The 14,372-nt window shown below is 49.3% G+C and carries 14 protein-coding genes; 5 read left to right on the top strand and 9 right to left on the bottom strand.

What is annotated here, in order from left to right:
- Positions 1-13: 13 nt before the first annotated feature.
- The 9 genes from murG to mraZ all read right to left on the bottom strand — a co-directional run bounded on the left by murG (position 14) and on the right by mraZ (position 10,408).
- Positions 14-1,117 (bottom strand): undecaprenyldiphospho-muramoylpentapeptide beta-N-acetylglucosaminyltransferase, encoded by a 1,104-nt coding sequence (gene murG / locus BLW33_RS01580; protein ID WP_090304427.1) that lies wholly within the window; start codon positions 1,115-1,117, stop codon positions 14-16.
- Positions 1,114-2,220 carry an FtsW/RodA/SpoVE family cell cycle protein gene (locus tag BLW33_RS01575; RefSeq protein WP_090304424.1) on the bottom strand — a complete coding sequence of 369 codons (1,107 nt, stop codon included), beginning with the start codon at positions 2,218-2,220 and terminating at the stop codon, positions 1,114-1,116. Before BLW33_RS01575 ends, murG begins: the two co-directional genes overlap by 4 nt.
- On the bottom strand, positions 2,220-3,593 hold the full coding sequence (murD, locus tag BLW33_RS01570) for a UDP-N-acetylmuramoyl-L-alanine--D-glutamate ligase (RefSeq protein WP_090304422.1): 1,374 nt from the start codon (positions 3,591-3,593) through the stop codon (positions 2,220-2,222). The genes BLW33_RS01575 and murD overlap by 1 nt, the downstream gene beginning before the upstream one ends.
- A gap of 23 nt (positions 3,594-3,616) precedes the next feature.
- Positions 3,617-4,588 carry a phospho-N-acetylmuramoyl-pentapeptide-transferase gene (gene mraY / locus BLW33_RS01565; RefSeq protein WP_090304420.1) on the bottom strand — a complete coding sequence of 324 codons (972 nt, stop codon included), beginning with the start codon at positions 4,586-4,588 and terminating at the stop codon, positions 3,617-3,619.
- A 3-nt stretch (positions 4,589-4,591) separates the two neighbouring features.
- The gene (locus tag BLW33_RS01560) at positions 4,592-5,956 is read right to left on the bottom strand and encodes a UDP-N-acetylmuramoyl-tripeptide--D-alanyl-D-alanine ligase (RefSeq protein WP_176966576.1); all 1,365 of its coding nucleotides are present in this window, start codon (positions 5,954-5,956) and stop codon (positions 4,592-4,594) included.
- Between the two features lie 90 nt (positions 5,957-6,046).
- Positions 6,047-8,452 carry a penicillin-binding transpeptidase domain-containing protein gene (locus tag BLW33_RS01555; protein WP_090304417.1) on the bottom strand — a complete coding sequence of 802 codons (2,406 nt, stop codon included), beginning with the start codon at positions 8,450-8,452 and terminating at the stop codon, positions 6,047-6,049.
- A gap of 26 nt (positions 8,453-8,478) precedes the next feature.
- The gene (locus tag BLW33_RS01550) at positions 8,479-8,976 is read right to left on the bottom strand and encodes a hypothetical protein (RefSeq protein WP_090304415.1); all 498 of its coding nucleotides are present in this window, start codon (positions 8,974-8,976) and stop codon (positions 8,479-8,481) included.
- 34 nt (positions 8,977-9,010) lie between these two features.
- Positions 9,011-9,946 carry a 16S rRNA (cytosine(1402)-N(4))-methyltransferase RsmH gene (gene rsmH, locus BLW33_RS01545; RefSeq protein ID WP_090304414.1) on the bottom strand — a complete coding sequence of 312 codons (936 nt, stop codon included), beginning with the start codon at positions 9,944-9,946 and terminating at the stop codon, positions 9,011-9,013.
- A 9-nt stretch (positions 9,947-9,955) separates the two neighbouring features.
- Positions 9,956-10,408, bottom strand: a complete 453-nt coding sequence (gene mraZ / locus BLW33_RS01540) for a division/cell wall cluster transcriptional repressor MraZ (protein ID WP_242911559.1) — start codon at positions 10,406-10,408, stop codon at positions 9,956-9,958.
- Between the two features lie 174 nt (positions 10,409-10,582).
- On the opposite strand from mraZ, the gene BLW33_RS01535 reads away from it, so the two are divergent.
- From BLW33_RS01535 to BLW33_RS14050, 5 genes are all read left to right on the top strand, one after another.
- Positions 10,583-10,852, top strand: a complete 270-nt coding sequence (locus tag BLW33_RS01535; protein ID WP_090244381.1) for an ACT domain-containing protein — start codon at positions 10,583-10,585, stop codon at positions 10,850-10,852.
- Between the two features lie 14 nt (positions 10,853-10,866).
- Positions 10,867-12,225, top strand: coding sequence for a PFL family protein (locus tag BLW33_RS01530; RefSeq protein ID WP_090304412.1), 1,359 nt, complete (start codon positions 10,867-10,869; stop codon positions 12,223-12,225).
- 17 nt (positions 12,226-12,242) lie between these two features.
- Complete coding sequence (locus BLW33_RS01525) at positions 12,243-12,500, top strand: NAD(P)H-dependent oxidoreductase subunit E (RefSeq protein WP_090304410.1); 258 nt, start codon at positions 12,243-12,245, stop codon at positions 12,498-12,500.
- Positions 12,501-12,526: 26 nt separating this feature from the next.
- A complete protein-coding gene (locus BLW33_RS01520; RefSeq protein ID WP_090304407.1) occupies positions 12,527-14,041 on the top strand; it encodes a 4Fe-4S dicluster domain-containing protein in 1,515 nt (504 codons plus the stop codon).
- 114 nt (positions 14,042-14,155) lie between these two features.
- Positions 14,156-14,320 (top strand): hypothetical protein, encoded by a 165-nt coding sequence (locus BLW33_RS14050; RefSeq protein ID WP_176966575.1) that lies wholly within the window; start codon positions 14,156-14,158, stop codon positions 14,318-14,320.
- Positions 14,321-14,372 lie beyond the last annotated feature (52 nt).

The following is a 14,372-nucleotide window of genomic DNA, read 5'->3' as shown; positions in this document are numbered from 1 at the left end:
TTTGATCTTTATTTCACACCATCAGCCTCATGGCTTCATCGGCAATACGTGCATCTGCATCGACGACACCGTAGGCCCGTACCGCTGCCTCCATATTTTCCATTTCCACAGGATCTGCCAACAAATCTTCTACCACCTGCATCAAGCGTCCGCCTTCAAGGTCGGCATCTGGAATCATGATTCCTCCCCCAAGATCCACAATCGCCTGGGCATTTACGCGCTGGTGGTCGCCTGCTGCCATGGGATAGGGAATCAGGATTGAAGGGGTTCCCGATGCTGCCAGCTCTGCGATGGACATCGCCCCGGAACGGCTGATAACCAAATCACTAGCGCCAATAAGCACCTGCATCTCGGTGCTGAAGGGTGATACCCTCAGGCGCTCTCCGTCAATGGCAATGCCCGCTTTTGCATAGTCTTGACAGACTGCATCGTACTGTTCCTTCCCCGTCAGATGATAAAACACCCGATCTGACTCTGTGTCCTTTCCAACCAACTCAACCATTGCCCGATTAATGCTCTCTGCACCCTGGCTGCCGCCAACGGCGAGGACCATTCGTTTATCCTCCCCAAGATGAAGGGCTTTTCGCATTTCTCCCCGGTCAATGGTCTTAAAGACACCCCGAACAGGATTCCCAGCAAAAAAGACCTTATCCTCTGGAAAATAATCCCGGGCTTCATTAAAGCTGATCCCAATACGGTCGACCACCTTGGCAAGCATTCGGTTTGATCGTCCCGGATAAGCGTTTTGTTCATGGATGAGTGTCGGAATCCCCATTTTAGCCGCTTCCTTTACGAGCATCCCACAGGTAAAGCCCCCGGTTCCAATGACTAAATCCGGCTTTTCACTTCCCAGCAGCTTCTTCGAATCTCGAATACTATCAAAGAGCCCTTTCACTGCGGCCAGGGTTTCTAAAGATAGCTCCCGTTCGAAGCCCCGGGCCCGAATAAACGTCATCGAATAGCCATATTTTGGAATAATATCCTTTTCCATCCCCACATAAGAACCCACAAAGGTAATGTGGCTATCCGGCAGTTTCTCCTTTAATTGATCTGCAATGGCCAGGCCCGGATAAATATGACCACCGGTTCCTCCCGCCGCTATGAGTATTTTCTTCACAAGTGTTTTTTCCTTTTCTCTAAATTAACCCGACGGGATAAGTTGAAAATTGGCCCCATCATCGCAAAAAGCACCAACATCGAGCTCCCCCCTGCACTGACAAAGGGTAATGCCATCCCCGTTACAGGAAGAACTTTGGTGGCAACGCCAATATTAACCACCACTTGAAAGCCTAAAAGAATCATGACGCTGCTGGTGTAAAGATAGCCAAAGCGATCCGGGGAGCAATTGGCAATCTTGATGCCCCGGATGATGATAAAGCAAAACAAGCCGATTACGAAGAGGCATCCCAAAAGGCCAAATTCTTCCCCGATATTGGCAAAGATAAAGTCATTCTGCAGCTCAGGCAAAAACAGATATTTCTGCATGCCGTTCCCCAGACCCTTTCCAAAGATGCCGCCTGTCCCAATGGCCAGGAGTGACTGGGTAATCTGATAGTCCACGGTACCCTGGCCAAACATAACGCGAATCCGTTCCAAACGCCAGGGCTCCGCAATCAACAAAATGACCACACCGGCGAGCATCACCAGTACGTAGGGTAAAAACCGCTTCATATTGACCCCACCAAGGAAAAGTACGATGAGCATCCCTACCCCAATAGCCATGGCGGCGCTTAGCGAGGGCTCAATGGCCGTCAGGCCACATAAGACCATAATGGGTGCGATACACCGAAAGGCAAATTGTTTGCTGTCGCGCAGCACCTTGGGCTCCCGGCAGATCAAGCCGGCCAGGTAAATAATCCCGGAAACCTTAGCCAGCTCTGAGGGCTGAAAGGTCGTAAATCCCAAAGAAATCCACCTTTTGGCATCATTCACTTCTACCCCAATTAATAGAACAGCCACCAGTAACACACCACTGGCACCCATCAGAAAATAGGAAAGATCCTTATTATTCAGCCGTCGATAATCAATCCGGCTAATAAAGTACATGATGACCAGCCCCAATGCAACGAAGAATAATTGCTTGGCAAACAGACTGAGCCCACTACTGTTACCGTCAACGGATGAGGTGTACATGCTGGCGCTAAAAACCATCAGAACTCCAAAGCCTACTAAAATAAGCAAAGCAATGAGCAAAGGCCGGTCAACCCCTCCACGTTTCATTACTGACTCCCGTATTTGACAGCGAGTGTTTTAAAAAGCCTGCCCCGATCCTCATAATTATCAAACATTCCCCAACTGGCACAGGCAGGTGAAAGGAGAACAACATCCCCAGACGCTGCTAACCCGCAAGCCTTTTGAACCGCTTCATCATAATTTTCCACACGGTAGATGGCTTCAAAACCATTTTTGCGGGCGCATGCTTCAATGGCATCGGCTGTTGCTCCCAAAAGGATGAGAGCCTTCACCTTTTTCTTAACACTTTCAATAAATTCAGTATAATCTTCATTTTTATCATAGCCACCGGCTAAAAGAATGGTGGGCTTCGTCATGGCCTCCAGGGCTGTGATGGAGGCATTGGTATTGGTTCCCTTGGAATCATTGATATACTCCACCCCACCAATGGTAGCAAAGCGTTCCTGTCGATGCTCTACCCCTGAAAAAGTCTTTAAAACCCTTTGAATCACCGGAAGCGATACCCCACCAAAATAAGCCAATGCCGTTGCAGCTAAAGCATTCATGACATTATGGGGCCCCTTAATGCCGATATCCTCCACAGCGCACACCAGGGTATCCCCGCCGTCCCGAAGGATGACCTTTCCGTTCTCCAGAAAAACCCCGGTATCCACTGGCTTTTCGGCACTAAAATAAATTTTGCGGGATTTAGCCATCGCACCGATACGACAGACATCCGCATCATCAGCATTGAGCACGATAAAATCCGCCCCATCCTGATTCATAAACACCCTGGCCTTGGCTTCGTAATAATTTTCTAAGGTCTTGTGTCGATCCAAATGGTCTGGGGAAAGGTTTAAAATGGCCGCCCCCACCGGTTTAAAGGTCAGGCAAGTTTGGAGCTGAAAGCTGCTGATTTCCGTTATAAAAACATCTTCTGCATGGGCATCATTCACATAATTGGAAATGGGATCTCCAATATTCCCAACCGTATACGTCCCTCGGCCGCTGGCTTTGAAAATCTCACCGGTCAAGGTGGTGGTTGTCGTTTTTCCATTGGTCCCCGTAATCGCGATAAAAGGGGCTTCTGAAAGGCGGTAGGCTAATTCTACCTCACTGATCACCGGGACATCCTTCTCAAACGCAGCTTTAATGATTGGGATGGTCAACGGAACCCCGGGACTCACGACAATCATATTAATGGATGAAATCCCTTTTGCATCAATCTGTTCACCCAGCATCTTTTCCACCCGGTCTGCTGGAAAGGCCGCTAAAGCGTCCTCCACCTGGGGAAACTCCTTTATAATGGCCGCTGTATCCCGGGTGTCGGTCAGAATGACATCGTAACCCCGGGCCAGCAGAGCCTGTGTAACCGCGGCGCCACTTCGGGCAGCTCCGATAACCAATACTTTTTCTCTCATATCTTCCTCCTGGATTATAACAGCTAAGCGACGTATGCTAAAAATGCCAGAGCAACGCAAAGGGCAGCCGCCACCCAAAATACCGTGACAACCCGAGTCTCACTCCAGCCCTTTAATTCAAAATGATGATGGATCGGGGCCATTCGGAAGACGCGCTTGCCACCACTCATTTTGAAATACCCCACCTGGATGACAACGGATAAAGCCTCCATGACGAAAACAAAACCCGCGATTAAAACAAAAAACTGCAGCTGGGTCATAATAGCCACCGCAATGACCCCACCTCCCAGCGCCATGGAACCGGTATCTCCCATAAATAAATCTGCGGGATTGCTGTTGTAACGCAGGAATCCAAGACAGGCTCCAATGAGGGCCCCTGAAAACATCGCCGGTGACAAAAGATTAAGGCCAATGGCCGCAATGGCAAAAAAGGTCATGGATACCGCAGTAACACCAGAAGCCAAGCCATCCAGTCCGTCGGTAAGATTGACGGCATTAACCACCGCTACCACCGCGATAAAGGTGAAGGGATAGTACCACATCCCCAGGTCCACCATACCGCCCCCAATGGGCAAATATAAAGTAGTGCCGATATCTGGGTTTAGTCCGGTATAAGCAGCAATCAGCGCTGCCCCGCCAAATTGAAGGACAAGCTTCTGCCAAGCCCGCAGTCCCAAGTTATGCTTTTTTGACACCTTAATATAATCATCCACAAACCCAATGAGTCCGAAAAAGAGCATGACAATCACAGGAAATAAGACGGCTGCACCAGTGGCAATCATCATAACAATCATGGAGAAAAGAACACCACCCTGAATGACGATGCCCCCCATGGTAGGCGTCCCAGACTTTTTCATATGGCTTTTGGGCCCTTCCTCACGGATGGCCTGGCCAAAATGCAAGCGTCTGAGCACCGGCAAAAAATGTGGGGTGATGATCCAGACAAACAGAAAGCTGACTAAAAAGGCGATAATCGTTAGCTTTTCAATACCCATCGTTTAGTCCTCTCCCTTTACGGATGTCATAATTTTTTCAAGATGAACACCATGGGATGCCTTGATTAAAACCGTATCCCCTGGTACCGCAATATTCTTAAGGACCAGCGCAGCATCCACAGCATCCTCGCAGTGATGAATGGCCTCAACAGGCAATTTCCCCGACGCTCCCTGGACATAGGCCTTTGCCAAATCCCCAACGGCAATGAGGATATCCGCTATCTCTCCGACGGTTTCCCCCACCTTGCGGTGAATCTCCCAACCGGTTTCTCCCATTTCCAGCATATCACCAATCACGGCGATACAGCGTCCTTTTTCCCCACCCATGGCTCGGAGGGTATTTGATGCCGCCCGCATAGAATCTGGATTGGCATTGTAGGAATCATCGATATAGGTGATCCCGTCAATGGTTTCTACCTTCATACGGTTTCCACTGGGTATAAAGGCATCAAACCCACATTGGATTTGTTCCTGATTCAGTTCCAGGTCCTTTGCAATGACGATGGCAGCCATGGCATTGTACACATTGTGAATCCCGGGAAACCGAAAATGATAAGCCTCTCCATCCAACGTGAAGCGAACCCCGTCTGATGAGGATTCAATGTTTTCAGCCCGATAATCCAACGCATCGGAATCAATTCCGATGCGAATAATACGGTAGGGCGTATCTGAAATTCGGTTGAGGTAAGGATCATCGCCATTTAAGATCGCATAGTCTCCCTCACCCATGGTTTCTAAAATTTCCATCTTGGCCTTCAAAATATTTTCCTGGGTCTTTAAAAACTCAAGATGGGCTGTCCCAACATTGGTGATAACGGCATAGTGGGGCGTCACCTCATCAATGGTCTCCCGGATATCCCCCAGATGATCCATCCCCATCTCCACAACGGCAGCACCGTAACTTCCATCTAACTGGAAGAGAGTTTGAGGCACTCCCAACTGGTTATTGTAATTTCCCTGGGTTTTCATCGTTTTGCATTTTTGGGATAACACCGCGGCAATGACATCCTTCGTGGTTGTCTTTCCGCTACTGCCCGTCACTGCCACCACCGGAATATGGTACCGATGACGATTGGCCCGCCCCAAGGCCTGAAGCGCATCCTTGGTGGAACCCACTCGAATAACCGTTACTTCTTTAGGAACCGTACAATCTGGCTGCTGGGTTAATACCGCCACCGCTCCGTGATCAATGGCGTTCTGAATAAACTGATGCCCATCCATTGATTCTCCAATAATGGGAATATACAATCCTCCAGGAGCGATGGTCCGGCTATCAATGGAAGCTGAAGTAATGAAGGGAACCGTCCCCTCCTGCTCCAGTTGACCATCGAAAACATCCAACAACTCACTGACTAAAAATTTTTCCATTTCGATCTGCATCCTTCTATTTCATTTTTCTTTTGCTTAACTTATTTATTATAGCAAATCTTTCGATAAGGTCCAGCTCTTTTCTCAGGGTTATTGGGCAAAGGTTACCGTTACATCAGAATTTTTATCAACCGCAGACCCAGGTGCTGGATTTTGCCCTGTTGCAAAGCCACTCCCCTGGACTTTTAGATTCAGGCCCAGGCCCTTGAGGAGTTCGTTGCAGAACTGAACCGATAATCCGGTCAAATCCGGCACCCGGACCTTTCCATTTTCTATGCTTTCTGAGGTTCCCACATCCAGGGCCAGGGTATCGCCTTCAGCATAGCTTCCTTTGGCATCAATGCTCTGGCTAAGGACGATACTGCCATGATCCTTTTGATTTACCGTATAGGCAATCCCCTTTTCATCCAATATCGCTTTTGCTGTCTCAAGGTTCAGTCCTACCAAGTCCGGCACGACAACGGTCCCGCCGACACCTGTACTGGACACGCTGGATTCCGATGCTCCGAGAATTTGCTTCATAATTTCAATGGCAGCCGGTGCGGCACTCGTCCCACCGGATGCATCACTACTGGGCTCATCCAATACCATCAAAATAGAATACTGGGGATCTTCAACCGGTGCGTAGCAGAAGAAAGATGTCACATAAGCCGTTTTTGAATAAGCACCATCCACAAATTTTTCCGCAGTCCCGGTCTTCCCACCAATACTGTATCCCTCAGACAGATTCTTTAGCGTGCTGCTCCCCGTGACGACATTCACCATGATATCCCGCATTTCCTTGGAGGTCTCACTAGAGACAATTTGTTTGGAAGACCCTAGCTTTCCGTTAACCCCCAAGGCGGAATCATTATTATCCGCCAGAACCGAAGGCTCCATATAATATCCATTGTTGACAACACAATTCAGAGCTGCCAGATTTTGGATTGGCGTAGTGGCCAAGCCTTGTCCAAAGGAAAGCGTTGAGTAGTCCAGCTCATTAATGGCACCACTATCGTCAAAACGGCGGCTGATCAGACCGGCTTCTTCACCGGTAAGCTCAATCCCCGTTTTTTCACCGTAGCCAAAATTGTAAGCATACTGGTAGAACTTATTGGGGTCCAGCCTTTGGATAATCTGAACCAGGCCAGGGTTGCAGGAATTGGCAATGGCTTCTGTTACCGATTGGGTACCGTGGTTCCCCGTACAATTGACCGTCACGCCGTTAATATTAATGGACCCTGAGCAATACACCGTCGTATCCGGGCTCACCACCCCTTCTTCCAGGGCGGCGGCTGCCGTTACAGCTTTAAAGGTAGATCCTGGCTCATAATTCGATGCCACTGCAGGATTTTTCCACATTTCCGATAGCTGATCACTTTCAGATTTGCCGCTCAGATCTTCAGCCTTTTTCGCTTTAAAGGCATCGCTGATGGTATAGGGATCATTCAAATCATAATCCGGCTTGCTGGCCATGGCCAAGATCTTTCCGGTTTTGGTCTCCATAACAATGGCTGTGCCACTTTTAGCCTTCCATTCTTCAATGGCGCTGGATACCGCTTTTTCAGCCATGTTCTGTATATTGCTGTCAATGGACAGGGTGATATTCTTTCCCTGGGTCGGCTGCTTGATGATCTTTGTTTGGCTTGGAATGGTATTCCCCGTGGCGTCCTTCTGGAAATAGGCAATGCCCTTTTCCCCGCTTAAAATATCGTTACAGGTAGCTTCCACCCCACTTAAGCCATCGTAATTGGCATCGGTAAAGCCCAATAAATAAGAGGCAAAATTACCATTGGTGTAGTACCGCCGACTATCCTCTATGAGCTCAATACCGTTGGTGCTTTCTGTTTTCCCAGCGGCATCCTTTTTGCTTTGACTATCAAGAATTTCCTGGGCCAGGCTATTGTCCACCTTCCCTTTAATTTTAATGGGAGAGTTTTCCCGTCGGGTCAGATATTTTAAAGCCGAATCGTATTCCATCCCCGTGGCATCACTGATGGCACCCGCAGCAGCGGCACTATCTGCTATTTCATCCGGAATACAATAAAGGGTTCCATTTTTGTAGGCAATTCCCTTGGTGATTTTTTGGGTGATGGTATCTGCCACATCCTGGGAGACACCACTCTTCATTTCGACCCGATCATTTTCTAACCGCGTAACCTTCTCATACACCTCCTTGTAGTCTAAGCCCAACTTTTGGGCAAGAAGGGTAGCTAAATCCTTTTCCTTCCCGGTTTCAACATCCAGGGGGATGATATGCACAGACTTAGCCGAGCTATCTTGGACCAGGATATTCCCATTACGATCCAGAATATTCCCTCGGGAAGCGGATACCTCCACCTCATCGACGGATTGATCGACCTGGGCTTCATATTGATCCGCCACATCAAAGATTTGCAGATAGATCAGCTTCCCGATGATAAAGACCAAAACAAAGGAAAGGAGGAATAAGACGAAAAGCAGACGCTTTTGGCTAATCTGCTTCAGACTTTTTTTAACTTTTCTCTTTTTTGCCATTCTAACTCCATTTATATGAATGGTGGCTAATCAAACAGCCCCACATACCACGCAGTGTTCGCCTCTGGACTTTCCTGGAGGGTTTGAGCGGTAACGGATTCGCTCACCTTTTGTTGGGCGGTTGCCTCTGTCATCCCATAGCCCCGGGCTTGGGCTTCGATCTGATTATAATCCCTGCTGGTTACCAGCTGTCCTTCTTTACTATCATTCAACGCTTTTTTTTCATCGTATTGGCTTTGGAGCTGTCGCACATCATTATCCAAACTGGAAATAACGGCGTGCTGGACCAGAATTCCGGCACAGAGTAAAAAAGCAATGATGGCCACAACGCTGATGGTGGTGGTCAGAGCCCATTGGTTTTTTCTCCCCTTGACCCGGCTTTTGGCCGGTCTTTTCCTTTTCCGGGGACGGACCGATGCCTCTTGCTCCTTCCGCTTGGTGCCTGTATAACTTCCCGGGGCCGCTGCAACATTGCCCATACCGCTCATCTGAGAAATTTGCCAACCATATTCTTTCCGTTTCATTCATTCACCTCAACAAATTTTCATTTCATGGATTTTATCGCTTTTCAATCACCCGCAGCTTTGCACTCCTCGCCCGGCGGTTTATCTCCAGCTCTTCTTCTGGGGGTGCAATGGGCTTCCTTGTGATCCCTTTGATTTCCGGCTTTTTACCACAGATACAAACCGGAAAATCCGGGGGACAGGTACAGGGGTGCTCGCATTTTTTAAAATACTGCTTCACCAGCCGATCCTCCAGGGAATGGAAGGTGATTACCGACATCCGTCCCCCTGGACGAAGATGGTGAATCCCTGCAGCCAGGGCATCCTCTAAATAGTCCAGCTCATGGTTAACCTCGATGCGCAGGGCCTGAAAGGTTTTTCGCGCCGGGTGCTTTTCCTTATACCGCTCCTTGGCGGGATAGGCCCCCCTGACAATATCAGAAAGTGCCAGGGTAGTGACAATGGGTTCCTTTTCCCGCTGGGTGATAATCCGATCGGCAATGCGCCCGGCAAAGCGTTCCTCTCCAAATTCTTTAAGAACCCGGACCAGCTCTGCCTTGTCGTAGGTGGCCACAATATCTGCCGCCATTAGGGCTGCACTGCGGTCCATGCGCATATCCAGAGGGCCGTCGTTATGGTAAGAGAATCCCCGATCAGCATCGTCAAATTGAAAGGAAGAAACCCCCAGGTCAAAGATAATACCATCCACACCATCCGGGGCATTTTCCTTTAGTATCCGATCTAAATTAAAAAAGCTGTCGTGAACAAATACCTTTTCACAGAGATAGGGGGCCAGGCGCGCACTGGCGCGCTCTAAGGCATAGGTGTCCTGATCAATACCGATCAGCCGGCCCGATTCTCCCAATTCCTTACAGATTAATTCTGAATGGCCGCCACCCCCAAGGGTGCAGTCCACATACGTTCCCTGAGCCTTAATGCAAAGGCTATCCACTGTTTCATGTAATAAGACAGTAATGTGCTTTCCTTTCACAGGCTCCTCCTATATCCCCAGGGCAGCCATTCGATCGGCAAAATCCGTTGCATCAATATCGGTGCAGCTTTGCCACTTGGCCTCATCCCATATTTCAATCCGATTGGTTACCCCCACCACCACAGCTGTTTTTTGCAAATCCGCAAATTGTCGCAGTACTGCCGGGAGCATCACCCGCCCCTGCTTATCCAGGGTACATTCAGCCGCACCAGCAAAGAAGAAACGGGTAAACATCCGTGCATCCCGGTCCGCCAGAGGCAGCTCCATTAATTTTTTCTCAAAAAGCTGCCATTCATTCTTTGGAAATACAAAGAGGCAGCCATCCAATCCTTTGGTGATAATGAAGGATTCCCCTAAAAAATCCCTGAATTTAGGCGGAATGATGACCCGGCCCTTATTATCCACAGCATAAGAATACTCGCCAAGCACATAATCTGCCACAATCATCTCTCCAATCACCATAATTTACCACATTATACCACTTTTCCCCACTTCATCGCAAGATAGGATGGTTTTTATTTCATTAAAAAGGTTATAATTGATTTCCTGAATTCCGTTACACCACGCCTTCCCCTTGTGATTCCTCGGTTTTTAGTATAAGATATATAGAAAAAGTATTATTTAAGGAGTTAAAGTATGAGAGCAGTTTTGACGGTAATCGGTAATGACCGTACCGGTATCATTTACAATGTTTCCAAAATCCTCGCGGAAAACAATGCCAATATCGAGGATATCAGCCAAACGATCATGCAGGGGATTTTTACCATGATCATGTTAGTGGATGTTTCCAACATCACCTGCGATTTTGCCCAGTTGAAAGAAGATATGGATGCCCTTTCCAAAACCATCGGCATGTCCATCCGCATCCAGCATGAAGACATCTTCAACGCCATGCATTCCATTTAAGGCGGTGGAAAGCGATGGCAATGTTTAAAGATGTGCTGGAAACCGTCCGCATGATTGAAAAAGAAAACCTGGATATCCGTACCATTACCATGGGGATTTCCTTGTTGGACTGTATCGATGCCGACGGTGAAAAATGCCGCAAAAAGATTTATGATAAAATCACTCGAAGTGCAGAACAATTGGTGACGCAGGGAGAGCGGATTGAAACAGAATTCGGTATTCCCATTGTCAATAAGCGGATTTCCGTTACCCCCATCTCCTTGGTAGCGGGTGCCAGCGGGGATACCGATTATGTCGCCTTTGCCCAAACCCTGGATGCTGCCGCCAAGGAGGTTGGCGTCAATTTCATCGGTGGTTTTTCCGCTTTGGTTCCCAAGGGCTTTACCCGTGGGGATCTCACCCTGATCAACTCTATCCCTGAAGCTCTGGCTCAAACCGAACGCGTCTGCTCCTCGGTCAACCTGGGCTCCTCTAAAATGGGTATCAATATGGATGCCGTTAAAATGATGGGCGAAATCGTCAAGCAAACCGCTTATCTCACCCGGGATGCCGATTCCATTGGCTGCGCCAAGCTGGTGGTCTTTTGTAATGCAGTGGAGGATAATCCCTTTATGGCCGGTGCCTTCCACGGCGTTGGCCAGCCGGACACAGTGCTTCACGTTGGTGTCAGCGGTCCTGGAGTTGTCAAGCGGGCCTTGGAAAAGAGACAAGATGCGTCCTTTGACGAAATGGCCGAAATCATCAAAAAAACGGCTTTCAAAATCACCCGAGCTGGACAATTGGTGGGCACCACCGTGGCGGAACGCCTGAATGTCCCCTTTGGTATCCTGGATTTATCCCTGGCGCCCACACCAGAAATCGGAGATTCCGTCGCCCGAATCCTGGAAGAAATGGGACTTGAACACTGCGGCGCTCACGGCACCACCGCAGCGCTTGCCATGCTCAACGATGCCGTTAAAAAGGGCGGTATTATGGCATCCACCTCAGTGGGTGGCTTAAGCGGTGCTTTTATCCCCGTCAGTGAGGACGAAGGCATGATTGAGGCCGCCACCATCGGTGCCCTTACCTTGGATAAGCTGGAAGCCATGACCTGTGTCTGCTCCGTGGGGTTGGATATGATCGCCATTCCCGGGGATACACCGGCCACCACCATTTCAGCCATTATTGCCGATGAAGCGGCCATTGGGATGGTCAATAATAAAACCACCGCCGTCCGTCTGATTCCAGTCTACGGCAAGGGCCTTGGTGAATCCGCTGAATTCGGTGGTTTACTGGGCTTGGCCCCCATCATGGCGGTCAACGGTAATGATAGCTCCGTATTTGTCAACCGCGGTGGAAAAATCCCCGCACCAATCCACAGTTTCAAAAACTAACACTATCGGAGGATGGTATGGATCATTTACAGATTGAAGTATGCGTCTGCTCAGCCTGCATTTTAAAGGGAGCCATGGATATTATTGACTCCATCGAAAGTCTTGGGGAGGTCCAGGATATTACGGGTCTCCAGTGTAGTATTGAAATCAAACCAGTCAGTTGTCTTGGGCTGCCGGGTCACGGAAAAAACTCCCCCATCGTTCGGATTGGGGATAACATCATCGAATGCGCTACCATGGAAACCGTCATGGCCCATATTATGGCCCTGGCCTAATTTGACAGAAGAAGGAAGTGAATCAATTGAGAGGCATTTATACCCCTCTGACAGAAATACGTCGCCGCGTTTTTGCCGCCATTGCCCGAATGGCTTATGATGACGATGTGGACTACGCCAAGCGGATTGAAGAAATCCCTTATGAAATTGTTCCTGGAGAAACCGCCCGATACCGGGACAGTGTTTTTAAGGAGAGAGCCATCGTTGGGGAACGCCTGCGTCTTGCCATCGGCCTGCCCCTCTATCCCGTGGATCGGCCCTCCCCTATTTCCACGGGAGTTCGGGAAAGCGCCATTGCTGAAAAGGTGTACGAACCGCCTCTCATCAATGTCATTCCCTTTGCCTGCGATGCCTGCAAGACAAAGGCCCTGGAGGTCACCAATAATTGCAGGGGCTGCCTGGCCCATCCCTGTACCTCTGTCTGTCCTGTAAAAGCCGTCTCGATCCAAAACGGCAAATCCATTATCGACAATGAGAAGTGTATTAAATGCGGCCGTTGTAAGGACGCGTGCCCCTATGGGGCCATCATCCAGTATGATCGGCCCTGTGCCGCTGCCTGTGGCGTGGATGCCATCGAAAGCGATGATTTAGGCCGGGCAAAGATCAATTACGATAAATGTGTTTCCTGTGGTATGTGTCTGGTCAGCTGCCCCTTTGGAGCCATTGCGGATAAAACCCAGGTTTTTCAGCTCATTCAAGCCATTAAAAATGGGGATGAGGTGATTGCCGCCATTGCACCCGCCTTCGTGGGGCAGTTCGGACCCCTGGCTACCCCCGAAAAAATCAAAGATGCACTCAAGGAGCTGGGCTTTTCCGATGTTTATGAGGTGGCCATTGGTGCGGATCTCGGTGCCATTGAGGAAGCCCATCACTATGTCAATAAGGTTGTCCGGGGCGAAGACCCCTTCATCGGAACCTCCTGCTGCCCCTCCTGGTCCGTCATGGCCAAGACCACCTTCCCGGATTTGGCTTCCTATATTTCCGGGGAACTGACCCCCATGGTTGCCACAGCCCGAATCATAAAAAAAGAACGGCCTGGCGCCCGCATTGTCTTTATCGGACCCTGTGCCGCAAAAAAGCTGGAAGCCAGCCGACGGACGGTACGCAGCGATGTCGATTTTGTCATCACCTTTGAAGAGCTCATGGGAATGTTTGTGGGAAGGGGCGTGGAATTCGGAGATATCGATACGGATACCCCCATTGAAGACGCCACCTCAGCAGGCCGTGGCTACGCTGTAGCCGGCGGTGTGGCGGATGCCATTGGCCAAACCGTCAAGGAGCTGTACCCCGATGTGGAAGTGAAGATCGACCGTGCCGAGGGTCTCCGGGAATGTGCGAAAATGCTGAAGCTTGCCCGGGCCGGTAAACGGGATGGCTACCTCCTGGAAGGAATGGCCTGTCCCGGTGGCTGTATTGGCGGTGCCGGCACCTTAATGCCCATCCGCAAAGCCGTCACCGCTGTGGGAAAATTCCAAAAGGAAGCAGAGCACCACAGCGCTATGGACAGCAGCTATCTTTCAGAAATGGACACCTTAGATTAAGCTATTCTGTTAAATAAGCGGTTATCTTTAATACTTTCTGTTATTTCGTCTTTATTCATAAAACCTTCAAGCTTTTGGTGCTACAATGGCAAAAATGCCAAAGGAGACATGGACATGGACGAAAAATCTAACAAAGAATTAGCCGTTGATGTAGCAAAGGCCTACATTGTTGCACACCAAACTACAGGAGATACCCAAAAGCTGGATGTGAACACCATCTGCCAAGTGATCACCGAAGTGTACAGCACCCTCCAGACCTTGCCGGGAGAAGGGGTTTAGACGCAATTAAAAAGGAACTGTTCCACAAGGAAAAAGCAGCAATCGACGTCCG

The organism is Eubacterium aggregans (assembly GCF_900107815.1).
Classification (GTDB): domain Bacteria; phylum Bacillota; class Clostridia; order Eubacteriales; family Eubacteriaceae; genus Eubacterium_O; species Eubacterium_O aggregans.
This window is presented reverse-complemented; position numbering and strand designations above follow the sequence as displayed.

Excerpts from the sequence above, each read along its gene's own strand:
- BLW33_RS14050 (WP_176966575.1), top strand. The coding sequence starts at position 14,156 with ATGGACGAAAAATCTAACAAAGAATTAGCCGTTGATGTAGCAAAGGCC.
- BLW33_RS01575 (WP_090304424.1), bottom strand. The coding sequence starts at position 2,220 with ATGAAACGTGGAGGGGTTGACCGGCCTTTGCTCATTGCTTTGCTTATT.
- BLW33_RS01525 (WP_090304410.1), top strand. The coding sequence starts at position 12,243 with ATGGATCATTTACAGATTGAAGTATGCGTCTGCTCAGCCTGCATTTTA.
- BLW33_RS01535 (WP_090244381.1), top strand. The coding sequence starts at position 10,583 with ATGAGAGCAGTTTTGACGGTAATCGGTAATGACCGTACCGGTATCATT.
- BLW33_RS01555 (WP_090304417.1), bottom strand. The coding sequence starts at position 8,452 with ATGGCAAAAAAGAGAAAAGTTAAAAAAAGTCTGAAGCAGATTAGCCAA.
- mraY (WP_090304420.1), bottom strand. The coding sequence starts at position 4,588 with ATGGGTATTGAAAAGCTAACGATTATCGCCTTTTTAGTCAGCTTTCTG.
- BLW33_RS01530 (WP_090304412.1), top strand. The coding sequence starts at position 10,867 with ATGGCAATGTTTAAAGATGTGCTGGAAACCGTCCGCATGATTGAAAAA.
- mraZ (WP_242911559.1), bottom strand. The coding sequence starts at position 10,408 with ATGGTGATTGGAGAGATGATTGTGGCAGATTATGTGCTTGGCGAGTAT.
- BLW33_RS01550 (WP_090304415.1), bottom strand. The coding sequence starts at position 8,976 with ATGAAACGGAAAGAATATGGTTGGCAAATTTCTCAGATGAGCGGTATG.
- BLW33_RS01560 (WP_176966576.1), bottom strand. The coding sequence starts at position 5,956 with ATGGAAAAATTTTTAGTCAGTGAGTTGTTGGATGTTTTCGATGGTCAA.
- murD (WP_090304422.1), bottom strand. The coding sequence starts at position 3,593 with ATGAGAGAAAAAGTATTGGTTATCGGAGCTGCCCGAAGTGGCGCCGCG.